This window comes from Luteimonas colneyensis (genome assembly GCF_014836665.1).
GTDB classification, from domain to species: Bacteria; Pseudomonadota; Gammaproteobacteria; order Xanthomonadales; family Xanthomonadaceae; genus Luteimonas; species Luteimonas colneyensis.
In genome coordinates, this window is the sequence record NZ_JACSQJ010000002.1 from 100557 (window position 1) to 122359 (window position 21803).

At 71.4% G+C, this 21803-nt stretch carries 22 protein-coding genes; 11 read left to right on the forward strand and 11 right to left on the reverse strand.

Features of this window, described 5'->3' with window-relative positions; translation table 11 throughout:
• Positions 1-32 precede the first annotated feature (32 nt).
• From H9645_RS04525 to H9645_RS04540, 4 genes are all read left to right on the forward strand, one after another.
• The gene (locus H9645_RS04525) at positions 33-1427 is read left to right on the forward strand and encodes a DcaP family trimeric outer membrane transporter (RefSeq protein WP_191728553.1); all 1395 of its coding nucleotides are present in this window, start codon (positions 33-35) and stop codon (positions 1425-1427) included.
• A 29-nt stretch (positions 1428-1456) separates the two neighbouring features.
• Positions 1457-1717: a DUF4212 domain-containing protein gene (locus tag H9645_RS04530; protein WP_191728554.1), complete on the forward strand. Its 261-nt coding sequence runs from the start codon at positions 1457-1459 to the stop codon at positions 1715-1717.
• A gap of 11 nt (positions 1718-1728) precedes the next feature.
• Positions 1729-3504 carry a sodium:solute symporter family protein gene (locus tag H9645_RS04535; protein WP_191728555.1) on the forward strand — a complete coding sequence of 592 codons (1776 nt, stop codon included), beginning with the start codon at positions 1729-1731 and terminating at the stop codon, positions 3502-3504.
• A gap of 144 nt (positions 3505-3648) precedes the next feature.
• A complete protein-coding gene (locus H9645_RS04540; protein ID WP_191728556.1) occupies positions 3649-4167 on the forward strand; it encodes a hypothetical protein in 519 nt (172 codons plus the stop codon).
• A gap of 16 nt (positions 4168-4183) precedes the next feature.
• Here H9645_RS04540 and H9645_RS04545 read toward each other — a convergent pair whose 3' ends face one another.
• The 3 genes from H9645_RS04545 to H9645_RS04555 form a co-directional block, all read right to left on the reverse strand.
• A complete protein-coding gene (locus H9645_RS04545) occupies positions 4184-5443 on the reverse strand; it encodes a putative Na+/H+ antiporter (RefSeq protein ID WP_191728557.1) in 1260 nt (419 codons plus the stop codon).
• A 97-nt stretch (positions 5444-5540) separates the two neighbouring features.
• Positions 5541-5879, reverse strand: a complete 339-nt coding sequence (locus tag H9645_RS04550) for an EF-hand domain-containing protein (protein ID WP_191728558.1) — start codon at positions 5877-5879, stop codon at positions 5541-5543.
• Between the two features lie 3 nt (positions 5880-5882).
• Positions 5883-7091 (reverse strand): DesA family fatty acid desaturase, encoded by a 1209-nt coding sequence (locus H9645_RS04555; RefSeq protein ID WP_191728559.1) that lies wholly within the window; start codon positions 7089-7091, stop codon positions 5883-5885.
• Between the two features lie 151 nt (positions 7092-7242).
• Here H9645_RS04555 and mutM point away from each other — a divergent pair, with 151 nt between their 5' ends.
• The 3 genes from mutM to H9645_RS04570 are packed head-to-tail and all read left to right on the forward strand — an operon-like array spanning position 7243 to position 11575.
• The gene (gene mutM / locus H9645_RS04560) at positions 7243-8064 is read left to right on the forward strand and encodes a bifunctional DNA-formamidopyrimidine glycosylase/DNA-(apurinic or apyrimidinic site) lyase (protein ID WP_191728560.1); all 822 of its coding nucleotides are present in this window, start codon (positions 7243-7245) and stop codon (positions 8062-8064) included.
• Between the two features lie 37 nt (positions 8065-8101).
• On the forward strand, positions 8102-8665 hold the full coding sequence (locus H9645_RS04565) for an ECF-type sigma factor (RefSeq protein WP_189498298.1): 564 nt from the start codon (positions 8102-8104) through the stop codon (positions 8663-8665).
• 24 nt (positions 8666-8689) lie between these two features.
• The gene (locus H9645_RS04570) at positions 8690-11575 is read left to right on the forward strand and encodes a serine/threonine-protein kinase (protein ID WP_191728561.1); all 2886 of its coding nucleotides are present in this window, start codon (positions 8690-8692) and stop codon (positions 11573-11575) included.
• A 7-nt stretch (positions 11576-11582) separates the two neighbouring features.
• On the opposite strand, the gene H9645_RS04575 is transcribed toward H9645_RS04570, so the two are convergent.
• The gene (locus H9645_RS04575) at positions 11583-12206 is read right to left on the reverse strand and encodes a thymidine kinase (protein ID WP_191728562.1); all 624 of its coding nucleotides are present in this window, start codon (positions 12204-12206) and stop codon (positions 11583-11585) included.
• Positions 12207-12345: 139 nt separating this feature from the next.
• Between H9645_RS04575 and H9645_RS04580 the strand changes: the two genes are divergently transcribed.
• The 3 genes from H9645_RS04580 to H9645_RS04590 all read left to right on the forward strand — a co-directional run bounded on the left by H9645_RS04580 (position 12346) and on the right by H9645_RS04590 (position 17104).
• Entirely contained in the window at positions 12346-14322 is a 1977-nt protein-coding gene (locus H9645_RS04580; protein WP_191728563.1) for a UvrD-helicase domain-containing protein, read from the forward strand.
• Between the two features lie 99 nt (positions 14323-14421).
• Positions 14422-15336, forward strand: a complete 915-nt coding sequence (locus tag H9645_RS04585) for a 5'-nucleotidase, lipoprotein e(P4) family (protein ID WP_191728564.1) — start codon at positions 14422-14424, stop codon at positions 15334-15336.
• Positions 15337-16084: 748 nt separating this feature from the next.
• The gene (locus H9645_RS04590) at positions 16085-17104 is read left to right on the forward strand and encodes a hypothetical protein (RefSeq protein WP_191728565.1); all 1020 of its coding nucleotides are present in this window, start codon (positions 16085-16087) and stop codon (positions 17102-17104) included.
• 9 nt (positions 17105-17113) lie between these two features.
• On the opposite strand, the gene H9645_RS04595 is transcribed toward H9645_RS04590, so the two are convergent.
• From H9645_RS04595 to H9645_RS04620, 6 genes are all read right to left on the reverse strand, one after another.
• On the reverse strand, positions 17114-17860 hold the full coding sequence (locus tag H9645_RS04595; protein WP_191728566.1) for a DUF6683 family protein: 747 nt from the start codon (positions 17858-17860) through the stop codon (positions 17114-17116).
• A gap of 73 nt (positions 17861-17933) precedes the next feature.
• Complete coding sequence (locus H9645_RS04600) at positions 17934-18314, reverse strand: hypothetical protein (protein WP_191728567.1); 381 nt, start codon at positions 18312-18314, stop codon at positions 17934-17936.
• A gap of 67 nt (positions 18315-18381) precedes the next feature.
• The gene (locus tag H9645_RS04605; protein ID WP_191728568.1) at positions 18382-18966 is read right to left on the reverse strand and encodes a hypothetical protein; all 585 of its coding nucleotides are present in this window, start codon (positions 18964-18966) and stop codon (positions 18382-18384) included.
• Between the two features lie 103 nt (positions 18967-19069).
• The gene (locus H9645_RS04610) at positions 19070-19915 is read right to left on the reverse strand and encodes a hypothetical protein (protein ID WP_191728569.1); all 846 of its coding nucleotides are present in this window, start codon (positions 19913-19915) and stop codon (positions 19070-19072) included.
• 136 nt (positions 19916-20051) lie between these two features.
• Positions 20052-20354, reverse strand: coding sequence for a hypothetical protein (locus H9645_RS04615; RefSeq protein WP_191728570.1), 303 nt, complete (start codon positions 20352-20354; stop codon positions 20052-20054).
• A gap of 3 nt (positions 20355-20357) precedes the next feature.
• On the reverse strand, positions 20358-20564 hold the full coding sequence (locus H9645_RS04620; protein ID WP_191728571.1) for a hypothetical protein: 207 nt from the start codon (positions 20562-20564) through the stop codon (positions 20358-20360).
• Between the two features lie 151 nt (positions 20565-20715).
• Between H9645_RS04620 and H9645_RS04625 the strand changes: the two genes are divergently transcribed.
• Positions 20716-21291, forward strand: coding sequence for a GNAT family N-acetyltransferase (locus tag H9645_RS04625; RefSeq protein WP_191728572.1), 576 nt, complete (start codon positions 20716-20718; stop codon positions 21289-21291).
• On the opposite strand, the gene H9645_RS04630 is transcribed toward H9645_RS04625, so the two are convergent.
• Positions 21261-21746 (reverse strand): hypothetical protein, encoded by a 486-nt coding sequence (locus H9645_RS04630; protein WP_191728573.1) that lies wholly within the window; start codon positions 21744-21746, stop codon positions 21261-21263. The two genes, H9645_RS04625 and H9645_RS04630, sit on opposite strands and share 31 nt — an antisense overlap.
• Between the last annotated feature and the right edge of the window lie 57 nt (positions 21747-21803).

Sequence of the window (21803 nt, forward strand, 5' to 3'; positions counted from 1 at the left end):
CGCGCTGCGCGGACGTCCTGTGGGAGGGAGAAATGACGACGAAACGACGCAATTCACGGCAGTTGCTCGCAACCGCCGTGCTGGTGGCGCTGGCCGCGCCCGGCATGGCCTTCGCGCAGACCGCGAAGGAAGCGGAGCTGGAGGCCCGCGTGGCCCAGCTCGAGGCACAGATCCAGACCTTGCTGCAGGCACAGCAGCAACAGCAGGACAGCATCAGCCAGACCCAGGCCCGGCTGGACGAAGTGCAGGTGGCACAGCCGGCCGCCAGCCCGCTGCAGTCCAAGCCGATCCTCGCGAACCCGGATGCGGTCTTCAGCTATGGCGGCTTCATCAAGTTCGACGCCATGGTCACCGACACCAGCGACGGCGCGATCGCCGAGGGTTCGGCTGGACGCATGTTCTACGTGCCCTCGACGATCCCGGTGGCCGCCAACGGCGCCGAGGCCGACGCGGATCCCTACACCGACTTCCACGCCGCGTTCTCGCGCTTCTGGTTCGCCGCCGACCACACCACCGAGGGCGGCGACAAGTTCCGGGCCTTCATCGAAGCCGACATGTACGGCGGCGGCACCTCGAACCTGGGCAACGAGGTCAACACCAACACCCACGGCCTGACCCTGCGCCACGCCTACGTGAGCTGGAACAACTGGCTGGCCGGCCAGACTTGGTCGAACTTCCAGGACGTGGCCGCGCTGCCGGAAGCGGTGGACTTCGTCGGCGTCACCGAAGGCACCACTTTCGTCCGCCAGGCGCAGATCCGCTACACCAGCGGACCGTTCTCGATCGCGCTGGAGAACCCGCAGACCACGGTCGGCAACGTGGCCACCGGCGCGCGCAACAACGCCGGCGGCAGCGATTCGCTGCCCGACGTGAGCGCCCGCTACGTGATGAAGGGCGACTGGGGCCACTTCAGCGCCGCCGGCCTGCTGCGCCAGCTCAAGTCCGGGGACGAGAGCGAGACCGGTGCCGCGGTCAGCCTGTCGGGCAAGTTCAACATCGGTGCCAACGACGACATCCGCTGGATGGCCAGCTACGGCAGCGGCATCGGGCGCTACCTCGGCTTCGGCATCGGCCCGGACTCGGTGGTGGATGCCAACGGCGACCTGCACGCCCAGGACGGCGGCGGCGGCTTCGTGGCCTGGCGCCACGCGTTCAGCGACAAGCTGCGCAGCAACCTGATGTATTCGGTGGCCGAGTTCGACAACGACCGCGACCTGTTCGGCTGGGGCAGCATCATCGACGGCAACGGCGTCGTGCAGAGCTTCGGCGTGACCGAGCGCTCGCAGTCCTTCCACGCGAACCTGATCTATTCGCCGTTCCCGAAGCTCGACATCGGCGCGGAGATCGGCTGGGGCCAGCGCGAACTCGAGGACAACCGCAAGGGCGACCTCAAGCGCATCCAGACCACCGTCAAGTACACCTTCTGATCGACCCACCCGAGGGGGCAAAGACAGACATGTCCGAGAAATCACCAAGCAATTACTGGAAAGCCAACCTGCGGATCATCTTCATCTGCATGGCGATCTGGGCCCTGGTTTCATACGGGTTCGGCATCATCCTGCGCCCGCTGCTGGCGGGCATCCGCATTGGCGGCACCGACCTGGGCTTCTGGTTCGCGCAGCAGGGTTCGATCCTGACCTTCATCGCGCTCATCGTGTTCTACACCTGGTACATGAACCGGCTCGATCGCGAGTACGACGTGCACGAAGAAGACTAAGGGGCCATTCCATGGATCAGTTCACGCTCAATCTCATCTTCGTCGGCGGCTCGTTCCTGCTCTACATCGCGATCGCGATCTGGGCGCGCGCGGCCTCGACGTCGGAGTTCTATGCCGCGGGCCGCAGCGTCAATCCGGTCATGAACGGCATGGCGATCGCGGCCGACTGGATGTCGGCGGCGTCGTTCATCTCGATGGCCGGCCTGATCGCCTTCGTCGGCTACGGCAATTCGGCCTACCTGATGGGCTGGACCGGCGGCTACGTGCTGCTCGCGATGCTGCTGGCGCCCTACCTGCGCAAGTTCGGCCGCTTCACCGTGCCCGAGTTCATCGGCGACCGGTACTACAGCCGCACCGCGCGCCTGGTGGCGGTGGCGTCGCTGCTGATGATCTCGATCACCTACGTGATCGGACAGATGACCGGCGCCGGCGTGGCCTTCTCTCGCTTCCTCGAGGTCGACACCAACACGGGCCTGCTGATCGCCTCGGCGGTGGTGTTCGTGTACGCGGTGCTGGGCGGCATGAAGGGCATCACCTACACCCAGGTGGCGCAGTACATCGTGCTGATCATCGCCTACACGATCCCGGCGGTGTTCATCTCGCTGCAGTTGACCGGCAACCCGATCCCGCAGCTGGGCCTGTTCTCCACCCACGTCGACAGCGGCATGCCTCTGCTCGCCCGGCTCGACCAGATCCTGGTGGACCTGGGCTTCAACGACTACACCGGGCTGCACGATTCCACCCTCAACATGACGCTGTTCACGCTGTCGCTGATGGTCGGCACCGCGGGCCTGCCGCACGTGATCGTCCGCTTCTTCACCGTGCCGAAGGTGTCCGACGCGCGCAGGTCGGCCGGCTGGGCGCTGGTGTTCATCGCCCTGCTTTACACCGTGGCCCCGGCCGTGGGCGCGATGGCGCGGCTGAACATCCTGACCACGATCTATCCCGAGGGCACCCGCGCCGAGTCGCTCACCTATGACGCGCGCCCGGACTGGATGCACAACTGGGAGCAGACCGGCCTGTTGAAGTTCGAGGACAAGAACGGCGACGGCATGATCCAGTCCTACAACGAGTCCAGCGCCGAGTTCGCCACGGTGGCGGCCGAGCGCGGCTGGCAGGGCAACGAGATGGTCACCTTCAACCAGGACATCCTGGTGCTGGCCAACCCGGAGATCGCGCAGCTGCCCGGCTGGGTGATCGCCCTGATCGCGGCCGGTGGCCTCGCGGCGGCGCTGTCGACGGCGGCGGGCCTGCTGCTGGCGATCTCGTCGGCGGTGAGCCACGACCTGATCAAGCGCACCTTCAAGCCGGACATCACCGAGAAGGGCGAACTGCTGGCCGCGCGCGTCTCGATGGCTGCGGCGATCGTGGTGGCCACCTGGCTCGGCATGAATCCACCCGGATTCGCCGCCCAGACCGTGGCCTTCGCGTTCGGCCTGGCGGCAAGTTCGCTGTTCCCGGCGATCATGATGGGCATCTTCTCCACGCGGATGAACTCCACCGGCGCGATCGTGGGCATGCTGGCCGGCCTCATCTCCACCAGCGTGTACCTGTTCACCTACAAGGGCTGGTTCTTCATCCCGGGGACCAACATGCTGCCCGACACGCCCGACAACTGGCTGTTCGGCATCTCGCCGCTGGCCTTCGGCGCGCTCGGCGCGGTGATCAACTTCATCGCCGCCTACATCACGATGAAGATGACCGCACCGGTGCCGGAGCACATCCAGCACCTGGTCGAGGACATCCGCCTTCCCCGCGGAGCGTCCGCGGCCACCGGCCACCATTGATCCGGCACAGGACCCGGACGATGTCCTGAAACGCGGCCCGCTCCCGGCCACGGGAGCGGGCCGCCCTGTTTCCAGCGCGCCGGTCGCGCTGCGGCGCACGACTACAATCGCTTTCAATTCCCTGCCACCCCATCGGGAACGTCCATGCTGCTGGAATTCATCGCCATCCTCGCCGCCGGCTTCGGCCTGGCCGGCCTCGTGCTCTCGCTCAACATCGCCCTGCGCAGGCGACTGCCGCAGTGGGTCGTGCCGGCCTCGGCCGGTGCCGGGATGCTGCTGATGGCGATCTGGCTGGAATACTCGTGGCTCGACCGCACCACCGGGACCTTTCCCGACGGCGTCGAAGTCGCGTCCACCAACCAGTCGCGGTCCTGGTACCGCCCCTGGACCTACGTCGTGCCCCTGACCAACCGCCTGATCGCGGTCGACCACCGCTTCGACCGGCGCCACGCCGACATGCCCGGCCAGGTGCTGACGCGCGTCATCCTCGCCGGCCGCTGGGAGCCGACGCGTCAGTACGGGGTGGTCTACGACTGCACCGCGCACCGCCGGGCCGACCTGCTCGACCAGGTCCAGCTGGACGAAGCGGGCCGACTGCGGAACGCCAGCTGGATCCAGCTGGCGGCGGACGACCCGGTACTGCGCAACGCCTGCGGGCGCTGACCGGCGTTGCCGCCGGCTAGAGCCAGCGCAGTGCCGCGATCGCGACCAGCGTCGGCGGCAGCGCCGCGAGCAGCAGGCCCAGCGGGTGCACCGTCTGGTCCCTGAAGTGCCGGCGCACGATCGACATGCCGGCCGGATTGGGCGCGTTCGCGATCACCGTCAGGCCGCCACCGGCCACCGCGCCGGCCACCAGCATGTACTTGAACTCCTCGCTCAGGCCCTCGACCAGCGAACCGAGGTAGGTCAGCGCGGCGTTGTCGGTGATGGCGGTCAGCGCCGCCGCCCCGAAGAACACCGCATCGGTGCTCATGTCCATCAGCAGCGGCTGCAGCCACCAGCGCTGCTGGCCGCCCAGCACCACCAGGCCGGCGAGGAAGAACGCCACCAGCAGGCCTTCGCGCAGGATCAGCCGGTCCTGATAGCGCCTGTAGGCCGTGGCCACGCCCATGAACAGCAGGAAGATGCCCATGAACATCGCCGGGTGGTGCGCGAACACCACGAGCCCGACGAGGAAAAGCACGTGCAGCGCCACGATCCAGGGCGGCATCGCGTCCGGACGCGTGCCGGCTTCCCCGGTCTTCAGGGTCCCGAGCTCCTTCCGGAACACGAACACCACCAGGGCCGCGTTGACCACCACCGCCAGCGCGGCCTTCCAGCCGAACTGCGTCATCATGAAGGCGAGGTCCCAGTTCCACTTCCCCGCCACCATCAGCACCGGCGGCGCCGCGAACGGCGTCAGCACGCCGCCGATCGAGATGTTCACGAACAGCGTGCCCAGCAGCGCATAGCGCGCGCGCGTCGAGATGTCGGCCACATAGACGCGGCGGGACAGCAGCATTGCCGCCAGCGTCATCGCCGCCGGCTCCGTGATGAACGACCCCAGCAGCGGCACCAGCGCCAGCACGCTGAAGCAGAACTCCAGGCCGTTGCGCCACGGCAGCAGGCGCGCCAGGCCATCCACCAGGTGGGTGGCGAGCCAGAGGACCGGTCGCGTTCCCGCGATCACCATGATCGCGAACACGAACATCGGCTCGGTGAAGTTGCGCGATTCCACGTAGGCGGTGGCCTGCGAGGGCCCGGCCATCACCATCATCACGACGATGAAGAGCATGGCCCAGGCGCCGAACACGACCTCGACCTCGGCCAGCAGGTGCCAGATGCCGGAATGCGCGGGCTGGCGATCGGCCAGGCGCTGGAAGTACTTCGTGCTGAAGGTGTGGGCCACCGCGAGTGCGAACAGCACGGTGGCCACGAGTTCGATTGGAGTCGCGTTCAAGGTCCGTCAGCTCCCCTGAGCATGCGGACATCCTAGGCCGGTTCGACACGACGTGTCCCGACGAGCCACCGCGGCTGCGCCCACGCGTGGCAGGACGCTAGCGCGGCGGCGCGGCGAGTTCGTCGGCGTCGAGCCAGCCGTCGCCGTTGGCATCCTGCCTGCCGAAGCGCTCGGCCAGCCGCGCGAGGTGGACCGCCCGCGCCAGCGGCGGTCCCCTGCCGCCGGGCTGCTCATGCGCCGCCAGGACGCCATCGCCGTCGCGGTCCATGCCGTCGAAGGCGTAGCTCATCCAGGCCTGGTACTCGGACAGCGACACGCGGCCGTCGCCGTCGGCGTCCATGCGTGCGAGGTACTCGCCCGTCGCCATCACCTGGGCCGCTGCCGCCGCCGGCAGCGCCGCGGCGGCGAAACAGGCGACGAGCACCGGCACGCGCATGCCTCAGCCGCGCGCCGGCTGCAGCGAGTAGCCCTTCAGCCGCGCGGCGTAGTCCTGCAGCGCACGGATGCCGCTGGCCTCGGCCTCGCGGCACCAGGCCTGCAGGTTGGCCAGCGACTCGGCGGCGTTGTGGCTGCGCGACTCGAGCAGGGCGGCCAGGCGCGCGCGGTACTCGACCAGGGTGCGGATGCGCGGACGTTGTTCGACCCAGTCACGCAGCTCTTCGCGCGCGTCGGGCTTGAGCCAGCGGCCGTCGTCGACCAGGCCGCGACGCAGCCTGCGCGGCAGCAGCGAGCGCAGCTTCGCGCCGGCGCCGGCCGCCTCTTCGCGCAGCGCGGGCTTGAGCACCCGCCGCTGGTAGTCGGTCATGGCCTGGAAGCGCAGGGCCAGCAGTGCCTTGAGGGTGTCGGCGTCGGGCACGTGGATGTTCGGGCGCACGTCCAGCGAGGGCGCGACGCGCAGCACCTTCGCCAGCCGCAGCGCCTGCAGGCCCTTGATCGCGGCCCAGCCGATGTCGAACTCCCAGCGGCGCAGCGCGAACTTCGCCGAGCTCGGGAAGGCGTGGTGGTTGTTGTGCAGCTCCTCGCCGCCGATCCACACGCCCCAGGGGCTGAGGTTGGTGGCGGTGTCGGTGGTCTCGAAGTTGCGGTAGCCCCACCAGTGGCCCAGGCCGTTGACCACGCCTGCGGCCCAGAACGGGATCCACAGCATCTGGATCGCCCAGATCGCGACGCCGGCCGCGCCGAACAGGGTGGCGTTGATCGCCAGCATCAGCACCGGGCCGAGGTTGGCGTGCGGTGTGTACAGCTTGCGCTCGATCCAGTCGTCGGGCGTGCCGCGGCCGTACTGCTCCATGTCGGCGCGGTGCGTGCGCGCCTCGCGGTAGAGCTCGGCGCCCTTCCAGAACACCTCGCGGATGCCCTTGTGCATCGGGCTGTGCGGGTCTTCCTCGGTTTCGCAGCGGGCGTGGTGCTTGCGATGGATCGCCACCCACTCCTTCACGATCATCGACGTGGTAAGCCAGCACCAGAAGCGGAAGAAGTGCGCCAGCACCGGGTGGAAGTCGACGCCGCGGTGCGTCTGGCTGCGGTGCAGGTACAGCGTCACGGTGAAGATGGTGAGCTGCGTGACCACCAGCAGGTAGGCCAACAGGCCCCAGATGCTGGACTGGACGAGGCCGCCGGCGATGAGGTCGAGCAGGGAAGCGGGCATGGCGTAGACAGTTGTGCGGGAATTCGTCCGCCATGATGGAATGCGCACGCGTCGATTGCCACCCCGGGCCCGTCGTCGGGGCGTTGCTCGTTCACGAAACCGGCCTCCGGCGCCGCTTGCCACCGCCCCGGGCCGCCCCCACGCTGGGTCCATGCCCGAGCTGCCCGAAGTCGAGACCACCCGCCGCGGCCTGGCACCGCACCTGGAGGGGGCGCGCGTGCAGCGCGTGCTGCTGCGCCGGCCGGACCTGCGCTGGCCGATCCCGCCCGAGGTCGGCGAATGCCTGCCCGGGCAGCGCATCGACGCCGTGCGCCGCCGCGCCAAGTACCTGCTGCTCGATACCGCCGCCGGCAGCGCCGTGCTCCACCTCGGCATGTCGGGCAGCCTGCGCGTGCTGCCGGCGGACACGCCGGTGAAGCCGCACGACCACGTCGACATCGCCCTGGCCGGCCACGGCGCCGGGCGCGTGCTGCGCCTCACCGACCCACGCCGCTTCGGCTGCCTGCTGTGGCAGGCGCCGGGCGAGGTGCATCCGCTGCTGGCCGGGCTCGGACCGGAGCCGCTGGGCGACGCCTTCGACGGCGAACACCTGTTCCGGCTCAGCCGCGGCCGCAAGGCCCCGGTCAAGGCCTTCCTGATGGACCAGCGGGTGGTGGTGGGGGTCGGCAACATCTACGTCGCCGAAGCCCTGTTCGCCGCCGGGGTCTCGCCGCTGCGGGCCGCCGGCCAGGTGTCGCGGGAGCGCTACGGTCGCATCGCCGACGAGATCCGCACCGTGCTCGCGCGCGCGATCACCCGCGGCGGGACCACCCTGCGCGACTTCCTGGCCCCGGACGGTGCGCCCGGCTACTTCGAGCAGGAGCTTTCGGCCTATGGCCGCGGCGGCGAACCCTGCTCCCGCTGCGGCCGGCCCATGCGCCAGGCCACCATCGCCCAGCGCGCGACGGTCTGGTGCGGCACCTGCCAGCGCTGAGCGCAGGCGCTATGATCGCCCCTCGAGGGGAGAGTCCATGGCCGGAACCGCTGAGATCACCCTGTTGCTGGATGCCGCCCGCGGTGGGGACCGCGTCGCGCTCGACAGCGTGCTGGCGACGCTGTACCAGGAGCTGCACAGCATGGCCCGGCGCCAGCTGGCGGGACAGTACGGGCAGACGCTCGACGCCACCGCGCTGGTGCACGAGGCCTACCTCAAGCTGATCGGCCGCCGCGAGGCCCAGTTCGACGACCGCGCGCACTTCTTCGCCTATGCCGCGTCGGCGATGCGCAGCGTGGTGGTGGACTACGCCCGCCAGCGCATGGCGCAGAAGCGCGGCGGCGACCTGCACCGGGTCACCGACCTGCCCGAGGACATCGAGGGCGGCCTGCGCCTGGACGAGGACATGCTGGCGCTCGACGTCGCCCTCACCCGCCTGGCCGGCGTCGACCCGCGGCTGGCCCAGGTGGTGGAGCTGCGCTATTTCGCCGGACTGTCCGAGGTCGAGATCGCGGAGCTGCTGAAGCGCTCGGAGCGCAGCATCCGCCGCGACTGGCAGAAGGCGAGGCTGTACCTGCTGGCCTCGCTGAAGTCGGACTGACGGGGCGCCGGCTGGCGCGAGACGATGGATCCCGACCGCTGGCAACGCCTGTCCCCGCTGCTCGACGCCCTGCTCGAGCTGGAGCCGGGGCCGCGGGCGCAGAGCCTGGCCGCGCTGCGCGAGGACGACCCCGCGCTGGCCGATGACCTGGAAGGCCTGCTGGGCCTCGAGGAAGGCCAGGAGGACTTCCTGTCCGAGCCCGTGGTGTCGCAGCTGCCGCTGGCGCGCGCGAACGCGGTGATCGGCCCCTACCGGCTGGAACGCATGATCGGCGAGGGCGGCATGGGCCAGGTCTGGCTCGCCAGCCGCGCCGACGGCCTGTACGAGCGCCGCGTGGCGCTGAAGCTGCTCCGTCCGGGCGTGGCCGATCCGAACCTGCGCCTGCGCTTCACCCGCGAGCGCCAGATCCTGGCGCGGCTCGAGCACGCCCACATCGCACGCCTGCTCGACGCCGGCATCAGCAGCGACCAGCAGCCCTACCTGGCCCTGGACTACGTCGACGGCGAGCCCATCACCGACTGGTGCCGGCTGCGCGAACCGTCGGTCGAGGCCCGGCTGCGCCTGTTCCTGCAGGTGTGCGAGGCGGTGAGCCACGCGCACGCCAACCTGATCGTGCACCGCGACCTCAAGCCCTCGAACATCCTGGTCACGCCGCTGGACGAGGTGCGCCTGCTCGACTTCGGCATCGCCAAGCTGCTCGACACGCCGGACGTCGGCAGCGATGGCACGCGCACCGACGTGCGCGCCTTCACCCTGCACTACGCCGCGCCCGAGCAGGTCCGCGGCGAGCCGGTCACCACCATGACCGACATCTATTCGCTGGGCGTGGTGCTGTACGAGATGCTGGCCGGCTGCAAACCCTACCGGCCGCGGCGGTCGAGCGACGCGGAGTGGGAGGAGGCGATCCTCAGCGCCGACCCGATGCGGCCCTCGATGGCGCTGCAGCGCGGCATCGACGCGGACGCCGGCGACGCGCGCCCGCGCCCGGGCACCGTGCGTCCCCAGGCACAGCTGCGGCGCGAAGCCCGCCTCATCGCCGGCGACCTCGACAACATCGTGCTCAAGGCGATGTCGAAAGCCCCCGAGCAGCGCTATTCCTCGGTCGAGGCCCTGGCCCAGGACATCGGCCGCCACCTCGACGGCCGGCCGGTGCGGGCGCGGCCGCAGGCCCTGGCCTACCGCGTCCGCAAGTACGTCGTCCGCCACCGCTGGGCGCTCGGCACCGGCACGGCGATCGCGGCGGTGCTGGTGGCCGCGCTGGCGGTGGTGCTCTGGCAGGCGGAGCAGGCGGTGCAGCAGGCCGCGCGCGCGCGCGCGCTGCAGACCTTCATGGTCGGCCTGTTCGAGAACGCGGGCAGCACGCCCGGCGGCGCGCCGCTGGACATCCGCCGCCTGCTCGACGAGGGCGTGCGCCGCGGCGAACTCGAGCTTGCGCAGCAGCCGGTGGCGCTGGCCGAGCTGCTGGGCGTGATCGCACGCCTGCGCGCGGGCCTGGGCGACTATGCCCAGGCGCTGGCGCTGCAGCAGCGGCAGGACCGCATCGTCGCCGGGATCGCGTCACCGCCGCCGGGGCTGCGGCTGCAGGCGGCGACCGACATGGGCCGCACGCGCCGCCTGCTCGGGCAGGCCGGCGCCTGCACCGCGGCGATGCAGCCGCTGCAGCCGCTGGCGCTGCGCGAACAGGAGCGGCTGCCGTCGCTGGCCGCCGACTTCCACAGCCAGCTCGCACGCTGCCAGCGCGACACCGGCGACATCGAAGCCGCGCGCGCCGGCTTCCAGCGCGCGCTCGCGCTCCGCCGCACGGTGCCGCAGCACGAGGCCGGGGTGGTCGAGAGCCTGTCCGACCTGGCCGTGCTGCGCGCGGCCGGCGGCGACAGCGCGCTCGCCCTGCGCGAGCAGCGGGCGGCGCTGGACCTGCTGCGCACGAGCGTCGGCGAACGCCATCCGCAGGCGATCGACATCCTGCGCTCCACCTGCGCCCTGCACCGCGACCTCGGGGACCTGCGGGCGGCCGAGGCCGACTGTCGCAAGGCGCTCGAGCTGGCGCTGCAGATCCGCGGCGCCCAGCACCACGCCACCGTGGACGTGCGCCGGCAGCTGGGGGCACTGCTGGTCGACGACGGCCGCCTGGGCGAAGCCGAGGCGATCTTCCGCGACGCCCATGCCTGGCTGCTCGCGCGCCTCGGCCCGCGGCACAGCGACGTCGCGCGCAACGCGAACAGCCTCGCGATCGTCGCCTGGGAGCGCGGCGACTTCGCGGGGGCCCTGTCGGGCCTGCGCCAGGCCACCGCCATCTGGCGCGAGGCGGGCCAGGACAACCTGCTGGCCACCGGGCTGTTCAACGAGGCCCTGGTCCTGCACGAAACCGGCGACCAGGCCCGGGCGGCGGCGCTGCTGGAAGAATCGCTGCGCCTGCGCAGCAAGCGCTTCGGCGAGGACCACGGGCTGGTCGGCGCGACCCTGCGCCTGGTGGGCGAAGTGGAGGCGGCGCGCGGCCACGATGCCGCGGCGCTGGCGGCGCTGCGCCGGGCGGTGGCGCTGACCAGCGCCTCCTACGGTCCCGCGCACCCGGTGACGCGTCGCGCCGAGCTCGCGCTGGCGCAGCTGGAGGCGGGCCAGGGCACCGGCGGCGCGATGGCCCGGCTGGACCACCTGGCCAGCCTGCCCGACACCGACGCCGAGCTGCGCAAGATCGCCTGGCTCGCGCGCGCCAGCGCCGCGGCGATGCGCTGCCATGGCCCGAGGCATGCGGAATCGCTGGCGGTGTTCACCGCCCTCGGACAGCGGGTGGCGATGGCACGGCCCGAAGGCGGGACCGTGGTGCGCGAGGTGGAAGCGTGGCGGCGACGCTGCGACGAGGGCGCGCCCCCTGGGGCGACCGCCATCGCCGGGGACGAACCCGGGCCCTGACGGCCGCTCAGCCGAGGGGCAGCTGCTGCTGGGCGGGTTCGATCCGGCCTTCGCCGCGCACGATGCGCTTGAATTCGGCGCGGCTGACCGAGACGTAGCGCTCGTTGCCGCCGATCTCCACCTGCGGCCCGTCCTGCACCGCGTGGCCCTGTTCGTCCACGCGCACGGTCATCGTGGCCTTGCTTCCGCTGTGGCAGATCGTCTTGATCTCCTGGATCTCGTCGGCCCAGGCCAGCAGGTGGCGGCTGCCTTCGAACAGCTCGCCGCGGAAATCGGTGCGCAGGCCGTAGCACAGCACCGGCACGCCGAAGGCGTCGACGACCTCGGACAGCTGCCAGACCTGGGCGCGCGACAGGAACTGCGCCTCGTCGACCAGCACGCAGTGCAGCCGGCCGTGTCCGTCGATGTCGGCGCGCACCAGGTCCTGCAGGTCGTCCGCCGGGCCGAAGGCGCGGGCCTCGGCCTGCAGTCCGATCCGCGACGCCACCGTGCCGCTGCCGGCGCGGTCGTCCAGCGACGGTGCCAGGATCAGCACGCGCATGCCGCGCTCGCGGTAGTTGTGCGCCGACTGCAGCAGGGTGGTGGTCTTCCCCGCATTCATCGCGGAATAGTAGAAGTAGAGCTTGGCCATGGGCGAAGTTTACGGCGCGGCCGGTGGCCGCAGCAGGGCCGCACGGCGTGGACGCGCCGGGGCGGCCGGCGGCGCGGGCCCGCGGCACCGTGCCGCAGCCAGCCGATAGAATGGCCGGCCAGCGACCCTCCCCGGCACGATGTCCCTCAATCCCCAGCAACAGGCCGCGGTCTCGCACTGCGAAGGCCCGCTCCTCGTCCTCGCCGGCGCCGGCAGCGGCAAGACCCGCGTGATCGTGGAGAAGATCGCCCACCTGATCGGCTCGGGTCGCTACCCGGCGAAGCGGATCGCGGCGATCACCTTCACCAACAAGTCGGCGAAGGAGATGCGCGAGCGCGTCGCCAGGCGCATCCGCGGCGACGCCGCCGAGGGCCTGACCGTCTCCACCTTCCACGCGCTCGGCCTGCGCATGCTGCAGATCGAGCACGAGCGCGCCGGCCTGCGCCGCGGCTTCTCGATCTTCGACTCCGACGATTCGACGGCGCAGTTCAAGGACCTGATGCCCGGCGCCAAGCCCGACGCCATCCAGGCCATGCAGGGCCTGGTGTCGCGGGCGAAGAACGCCGGCCTGTCGCCCGAGCAGGCGCGGGCGCTGGCGCGCTCCACGCCCGAGCACGAAGCGGCGATGATCTACGAGCTCTACCAGGCCCGTCTGGCCGCCTTCAACGCGGTGGACTTCGACGACCTGATCCGGCTGCCGGTGCAGCTGCTGGAAGAACACGAAGACTGCGCGCTGGCCTGGCGCGAACGCATCGGCTACCTGCTGGTGGACGAGTGCCAGGACAGCAACGATGCCCAGTACCGGCTGCTGAAGGCGCTGGCCGGCGAGAAGGGCAACTTCACCGCCGTGGGCGACGACGACCAGTCGATCTACGCCTGGCGCGGCGCCAACCCCGAGAACCTGTCGCAGATGGCGCGCGACTACCCGGCGCTCAAGGTGGTGAAGCTGGAGCAGAACTACCGTTGCTCCAACCGCGTGCTGCGCGCGGCCAACGCGCTGATCGCCAACAACCCGCACGAACACCTGAAGACGCTGTGGAGCGCGCAGGCCGACGGCGAGCGCATCCGCATCTGGGAATGCCGCGACGCCGCCCACGAGGCCGAGCGCGTCGCCGCCGAGATCCAGTTCACCAATGCCGCGCGCAAGGTGGAGTGGAGCGAGTTCTGCATCCTGTTCCGCAGCAACTACCAGTCTCGCGCGCTGGAGAAGGCGCTGCAGATGCTGCGCGTGCCCTACCACCTGTCCGGCGGCACCGCCTTCCTCGACCGGGGCGAGGTCAAGGACGCGCTGGCCTGGCTGCGCATGCTGGCCAACCCGGACGACGACGCCGCCTTCCTGCGCGCCGTGCAGGCACCCGGCCGCGGCGTCGGCCAGACAACGCTGGCGAAGCTGGCGGAGCTGTCGCGCAGCGCCGGCATGCCGATGTCGCGGGCGATCGAGTCGGTGGGCCTGCTCAAGCAGCTGGCCCCGCGGGCGGCGGCGGCGCTGTCCTCGTTCGCCGACCTGGTCCGCGGCCTGCGCGCCGAGGCCTCGCGGCTGCCGCCAGCGGAGCTGGTGCGCGTGCTCAACGAGCGCTCGGGCCTGCTGGCCGCGCTGCGCGCGCAGTGCAAGACCGAAGAGATGTTCCGCATACGCCGCGGCAACCTCGACGAGCTGGCCGACTGGTTCGACGGTGCCCGCGGCGGCGCCGGCCCGGGCGAGCTGGCGGCCTCGCTGGCGCTGCTGAGCCACGCCGACAAGGGCGAGCCCGGCAACCAGGTGCGGCTGATGAGCCTGCACGCGGCCAAGGGCCTGGAGTTCCGCTACGTCTTCATCGTCGGCGTCGACGACGACACCCTGCCGCACGAGGCCAGCGTCGAGGAGGGCCGCATCGACGAGGAACGGCGCCTGCTGTACGTCGGCATCACCCGCGCCAAGGAGCAGCTGTGGCTGTCCTACCCGCGCGAGTCGCAGCGCTGGGGCGAGCGCCTGAAGCTGGTCCCGAGCCGCTTCCTGGCCGAACTGCCGGCGGCCGAGCTGCAGCGCGACGGCGCCGACCCGGTGGCCGACGCCGCGCGCAAGAAGGAGCGCGCGGACGTCGGCTTCGCCGCGATCCGGGCGATGCTCGAAGGCTGACGCCCTCCCGACCGTGTGTGCAGGAGAACGGCCAGGGCCGCCACGGCGCGCGCCGGCGTCTCGGCTACACTCGCGGGCCTCTCCCGACCGGTGTTTCCGATGCGCCTGCAGCCGCGTTCGAACCTGACCCACGCCGCCACCCTGCTCGCCGCCGCGCTGGCGCTTGCCGGCTGCCGCAGCCTGCCGGCCGATGGCGCGCCGGCGGCGCCGGGCGCGCCGCAGGCCGCGTCCGTCCCCGCCGACGACAACCTCAACGCCGTGCTCTGGATGCAGCGCTCGATCGAGTACCGCGCGCTGGCGGAAACCGTGTTCCGCGCCGCGACCGGGCACCTCGACGCGGCGCTCGCCGACCCGTCCTGGGACGCGCTGGTCGCCGCGGAGCGCGCCGCCGCGGGCGACGCCTCGGCCCTGCCGCCGGCCGTGATCCTCGACATCGACGAGACCGTGCTCGACAACTCGGCCTACCAGGCGCGCCTGGTCGTCGACGGCAAGGAGTTCACGGATCCCGCATGGGACGCGTGGGTGGAGGAGCGCCAGGCCATTCCGGTGCCGGGCGCAGTCGCCTTCACCCAGGCCGCGGCGGCGAAAGGCATCACCGTGTTCTACATCTCCAACCGCAGCGCGGCGCTGACCGACGCCACGCTGGACAACCTGCGCAGCCAGGGCCTGCCCGTGCAGCACGACGACGTGTTCCTGGGCCTGGGCATGCAGGTGCCGGGCTGCGAGCAGGCCGGCTCCGGCAAGACCTGCCGCCGCCAGCTGGTGGGACGCACGCACCGCGTGCTGATGCAGTTCGGCGACCAGCTGGGCGACTTCGTCCAGCCCGCGGCGAACACGCGGGCCCAGCACGACGCACTGCACGGGGAATACCGCGACTGGTTCGGTACGCGCTGGTGGGTGCTGCCCAATCCGACCTACGGCGCCTGGGAGTCCGCGCAGTTCAACAACGAACGGGCGCTGCCGAAGGACGCCCGGCGACAGCGCAAGCGCGATGCCTTGCGCACTGACAGGTAGTTAAAACAATACGTTACAAGGCAAATCCTCAGGTATTGCATAAGGATTTGCGGAGCGGTAGGCTGTCCGCGCCACAACACAGTCCTCCGGCTCCGGCCGGTTTCACGGGAGGCCCCTCGGCCTCCCGTTTTTTATGCCAGCCGCGCGGCCAGCGGGCGGGACCTCGGGTTGACCCGAGGGTGCGGATTCGCACTGCACGGCCTACCTTCGTCATGGAACCGAGGGGGGTTGCCGCCCACGCAGCTGCGAGGCACCGATGTCCATCATCGAGAAGGTCACCAGCCACCTCCCCGGCCCCTTGGGCAAGGGACCTCCGGGCGTGCCCGCTCCCCACAACGTGTCGTGGAACACGCCGCACGAGCAGGTCCACCGCGGGGCCGGCCAGAACGGCTTCCCGGGGCGGGGAGACCCGGGTGCACACGGTCATGGACCGCACGGCCATGGGCCTCACGGGAACGGTCCGCATGGCCTGGGGCCGCCGGGCGTCGGGCGCCCGAGCGGCCTGATTCCCCCTGTACCACCCGGGCCCGGTCCCGACCCCCGTGGTGGGCCGCCGGGCGTCGACCGGCCCACCGGCAATGGCTGGGGCCCGACCCCGGGAGCAGGGCCGGGACGTCCCGACGCTCCCGGCAATCACGGTCACGGCGCGGAGCGCCCCAACGGACCGGGCTGGGCTCCGGGCCAGGAGCGGCCCGCGGGTCCCGGCAATCCTGCACCCGGCCAGGGGGTTGAACGTCCCACCCCCAACATGCCGGGGCAGGTGATCCGCGATGTGATCGGCCCGCCGCCTGGACCGCAGACGCCCGGCTCGCCCCATGGCGGGCAGCAGCCGGCAGGAGTGCATGCCGGTCCCCAGGGGCCAGCGGGAGCGACTCCGCAGGGCGCTCCCGTCGCGGTCCTCTCCCCGGGTGCCGCCCCGCAGTCAATGTCTGCAATGACAGCCCAGGGCGCCCAGCCGGCGCACGCGTCCACCATCGTTCCCCGCGCGGATGCCAACGCGCATGCGGCCCAGGTCGCGCCGGGCGTGCGCGCGGACGCGGCCGCCACGCCTGCGGCCCTGGCACCCGCGAGCGCCCGCCCGGATGCGGTCGCCATGCCCCGTACGCTCGATCCCGGCACGGCATCGCTGCAGCGCGGCCACGCAACGGTTGCCACGATCGCCTCGTCTGCCACGGCTGCACAGGGCACGACAGCCGCGAACGCGCCCGGCAGCACGGCCGCCACCGCCGCCGCGACCGCGGCGACGCAGGCGGCTTCGCCCGTTGTGGCCGGCAGCACCGTCGCCACCCCGCCGCCGGTCGCGCAGGCCGCGGACGCACGCAATCCGGGCAATCCGCTCGCGGTGAACGATCGCGGCCTGCCTGCCCGCGCCGATGCCGCGGGCCACACCGGCGAGAACGCGCAGCGGCGAGGCCTCGAACGGCGGATGCGCTCGCTGCCGGGGGGTCTGTCCACGCTGCTCCTCGCCCTGGGCGCCCAAGGGCACGCGGGAAGCAGCGCACATGACCGCGCCGCGGCCGAACGCGAGCTTCGCGACGCCGTGCTGCAGTGGCTGTTCTGGCTCCTCGCGATCATCGCCTACGGCTGCATCGCCTTCGCGGTGATCGCCCTCCTGCCATCCGGCAGCCTCGGCCCCCTGGATGGACTGGTGCCACAGCGCAGCTGGACGGGCGGCTTCGTGGTCGCCGGTCTCTTCACGGCGCTCGGCGCCTGGTGGTTCGCGCGACGGATGTCCCGCGGCGCAGACCAGGACCGCGGCGGCCGCTAGGCTACGGGCTCAGCGCGCGACCAAGCCCGCCGGACCCAGCTCAAGCGTCCGCAGGTCGATGCCGCTGCCGAGCACGCTGCGGCGCACGCTGTCACGCAGCGCCTCCAGGCGAGCGCGATCCTTCCCGCCCTCCAGTTCACGCGCGAGCATCGTGGCGAGCAGCGCGAGATAGGCGCTGCGCTCGGCCTGCGCCTGCTTGGCCGCGCCATCGAGGCCGGCGACGGCGTCGACGCCCGCAAGCGGTCCTGCCAGCTGCCGGCGCACCGCACGCAGCCCATCCGGCTGGGCGGTCGCATCCCGCCCGTTGGCCACTTCCCAGGAAAGAACGAGGTAGGCGGCCAGGACGTCGCCGAGGTTGGTGGGTGAATACCCGTAGCGCCGCAGCAGCGCATCGAACTCGTCGAGCATGGCGCCCGAGCGGATCCGCGCTTCCAGGGCCTCCGCGTGCCCTCCCGAACGCTGCAGATGCGCGATCGCACGCTCCTGTTCGCGTGCGGTCACGGCCGGATCGCGCTGGAAGTCCAGCGCGGCGACCGCCGACGGCGCGACGCCAGCAGGCGCCGGACGCGACAGCGCGCTGCGCAGCGCCGCTTCGAGTTCACGCTGGGCCGCGGCTCCTGGCGCCGGGGCACCGGCCAGCAGGAGCGTGGCGGCGGGCGATGAGGCGGCTGTCACCGGCATGGGCCAGGCCGCCAGGAGGAGCAGTCCAAGGAAGCCCGAAAGGCCGGCGCCGGCGAGAGGAGTGTCGTTGCTCATGTGCAGTTCTCCGATGCCCGGAAACAGGAAGGCCCCGGATCGCTCCGGGGCCTTCCGGGTCACACCCCGCGGCTTACTGCTTGCGGGCGATCGACGAGTTGCCTTCGCCGATGGACTTGATGATGGTGGAGATCGACTCCTGCAGCATCTTCATCTGCTGCGCCATCGCCGTCATCTCGGCGTTGAGCTGGGTGAGGTTGCTGTCCTTGATCTCCTTGCCGTCCTCGCGAAGGCCGGCCTGGCGGTTCATTTCGGTGTCGATCTTCTGGGCCTGGTCGACGATGGCGTCACCGAGGCGGTCGGCCATCTTGCCGAGCATGGTGGCCAGCGCCACCATCCAGCTGCCGCGGGCAGCCTTCGACTCGTTGGCGCGGTCGGATTCGACGACGGCGTTGAAGCTGTTCATCTTCGAGATGAAGTTGGCAACGGTGCTCAGGTCGCTTGCAAAGCTCATGGGAATGTCTCCATTGGGTTCGAGGTATTCGTTCGTGCGTTCGTTCGTGCCTGCGTGAGGCGTCGACTCAGCGCGGCGGGCCCCGAAGGCGCCTCGACCTGGAGGTGGTGATCATGTTGAGGCCATGCGGCACGTCCTGTCCGGCGGGCAGCGGCGACGCGGGCGAGGCCTCGGCGGCGTCGGCCTTCGACACCTGCTCGCGGTACCAGGCCAGCGCCTGTTCGCCGTCTTCGGCGTAGCGGCGGCTGAATTCCATCGCCAGCTGCACGTTGCGCGTACGCATCGGCTGCAGCGCGTCGTCGAGCTTGCGGACCAGTTCGCCGGCCTGGGAATCGTCCAGCGCGCCTGCCTGCTTCAGCACCTCGACGGCCTGCAGCCAGTCCGAGCGCTCGAGGCTGGCCATGCCGGGCTCGCCGCTTTCGGCCCTTGCCGCCGCCTGCTGCACAACGTCTTCGAAATAGGCTCCGAGGAACTCCTGCTCCTCGCGATCCAGGCCCGAGTCGCGCATGGAGGCGACGAAGCCCTCGTGCAGCGCCTGCGTCCCGGTGAGCGGCGCGGGCTCCGCGACGGCGCCGGCGGCCTCGCTGCGATCGCGCAGCGCCCAGTCGAAACTGGCGTCACCGGGGCGCTGCGATGTCGGGGCCTTGGCCATCATCTCTCCGCTGCGTGGACCGCATGCCGCAATCCTTGGAGTCGACGATAGCGCCGCGGAAACGGCTTGCCAGCTAGGTCGCACCCTAGGGGGGCGTGTTTCCTCAGCGCTCCGCCAGGCCCTGGGCCGTGGCCCGGGCCGCGTGCAGGTCCACGCCGAGCAGGCGCGCGACGCCGGCCAGTCCCTCCTGCAGCACCGCGCGGTCGGCGGGATCCGGATGCCTGGACCACGCGGCGCCGCTGAGCATCTGCAGCAGGGCGAGGGTCTCGGCCAGGTCCTGCTTGGCTTCCCCGGACATGGCTGGCGGTGCCCCCGTTGCGGCCAGGGCCTTGCGCGAACGCGCGCGCTGGGCGGCGTAAAGCCCGTCGACATCGAAGCCGGGCCCATGCAGGAAGCCCCAGGCATGGATGAGGAATGCGTTGTTGACGTCGGCCACGTTGTGCGCCGAGTACCCGCGCGCGGCCAGTCGTTCGGAATAGCGGCGGTGGAGGACGCCGGTGTCCAGCGCCGCGACGATGGCTGCCCGCTCTCCGCCGAGCTGCGAGGCCAGGAGTTCGCGCAGGCGCGGGTCGTCGCGGACCACGGCGCCCAGCACCTCGACGGCGCCCGATGCACCGCCGGGTTCCCTGCCGGCGAGGACATCGGCGAGCGCCCGGTTGACCCGGGCCGTCACCGCCGGCGAAGGCTGGAAATCAAGCGCGCCCAGACCCTGGGTGCGGGCATCGCTCCCGCTCGCAGCTGCGTCGTCTTCGCTGACTTCGCGCTGCTCGCGTCCTGCGGAGTTGCGCTCCGAGCCGGCTCGCGCGTTGTCCTGCATGTTCTGCAGCTGGCGCTGGAACTGCTGCGCGTCCTGGTAGGCGCCCAGGTAGTCCTGCGCGGCCGTCGCGGGCATGTGCATCACGGCGAGCGCGCCCATCACGATCGCCAGCAGGCCGCTGCCTGTCTTCATGGAGTCCTCCGTCACCGTACGTCGGGGCCCCACCATCTTGCCGGTCATGGATGAACCTGCGTTCGACCCCGGAGCCGGCACTGCGCACGCGAAAAAGAAGGCGGACGCAGGGCGCCCGCCTTCCATCGCAGCCCTCTCAGCCCGTGACGACGCGTAGCTGGTCGGTGATGGCGCGGGTGGCTTCGCCATGGCGGCGGCCCAGATCGGCCGCGGCCTCGCGCAGCCACGCGTTCGCCTTGTCCAGGCCGTCGTCCTGCACGCGCCGTTTGTACTCGGGCTCGAGTACCGCCTTCCGCTCGTTGACGTCGCGGAGCATGCTGTCGAACTGCTCCAGCAGGCGCTCTTCCTCATGCACGTCGAGGACACCCTGCTGCCGCAGGTCGGCAAGCCGCTCGACGAGCTCTTCGCGGGACTTCGGGGGTGCGGCTTCGATCGACATGCGTCAACCGCCTCCGAAACCGAAGTCGAAGCCGCCCGAATAGGCCTGGCCGAAGATGGAGTCGAAGTTGAAGCCCACGGCCTCGGTCATGCCCTCGCCGAGGATGCCGCCGAGCCAGGACCCCAGCTGCTGGCCGATGGCCTGGCCGAGGGGACCACCGAAGTAGGTGCCGACGAGGCTGCCGACGACCGAACCGATTTGACTGCCCATATCCTTGTCCTCACTGGAGTGGTTGGAATGCCCGGTGGACTCCGGACGCAACCCGCAGTTTCCGCACTGGCTCGCGCGATCCAAGCTGGTGCGCGCCCCATCTAGGGTTGTCCCGGGGCCGGCTGGGCGCACGCGGATGCATACTCGGCCCATGCCCCGACAGCCGACCGCCGACGCCTTCCTGCACACACGCCGGATGACCCTGCGGGTGCTTCGGCCGGCGGATGTCTTCGACCTCCAGGCCCTGGGCCGCGATGCGCGCGTGACCAGCGCGCTGCTCGATGCGCCGGTCGACGACATCGCGTCGGCGGCGGCGCTGATCCAGACCGCGGAGCGCGTGCATCGCGAACGGCCCGGCCTTGGCATCTGGCGCGCCGACGACGCGCGGGGTTTCCTGGGCTTCTTCTCGCTGATGGCGGAGTTGGATCCGCACGAAGTGGAGATCGGCACCCGCCTGCTGCCACGCGCATGGGGTCGCGGCTATGCGCTCGAGGGCGGCGCGGCGCTGTGCGGACACGCGTTCGGGACCCTCGGCCTGCCGGCCCTGGTGGGCCTGTGCGATCCCGCGAACCGCTCGGTACCGCCGCTGCTGTCGCGCCTCGGGTTCCGGCCCGATGGCACCACCGAACAGTTCGGCCGGCCCGCGCTGCGCATGCGACTGCCGCGCGCGGAATGGCGTGGCGTGCGCCGGCGCGATCAGTCCGCGGCGGCGCCCGCCGGCACATAGGCGCCGGCCTCGTAGCGCAGCCGCTGCGGGCCGCCGTCCCCGCGCTCCAGCTGCAGGTCGGCGAACTGCGGTGCCCGGGCGGGCAGCAACTGGATCGCCCGTGCGCGCCCCAGCGCGCCGACCAGCCGCGCCGCCGCACCCTCGTCGACGTAGGCCCACCAGTCGGCGCCATCCTCGCCGGACAGGCAGCGGTGGCGTCCCTCGACCAGCCAGTCGTCGCGTCCGTCGCCGTTGAAATCCAGCGGATGGGCCACGACCCAGTCCGGCCCGAACGCCGAGCGCCCGCCGATGACGCCGTCGGGGCAATCAAGCACGCGGGCATCGGTCGACAGGCCGCGGGCGACGTCCGCGGGCAGGACCGTCGCCATCGCGTTCGGGTCACCGGCCACGACGCGCACCGCGACCGCCGCTTCGGCGGCGGCGTCGCGCGTGGCGGCATCCGGCGCCGCCGGCACGCTCCGGCGATCACAGGCGCCCGTTGCCAGGCCGGCGACGAGCAGCGCCGCCAGCCA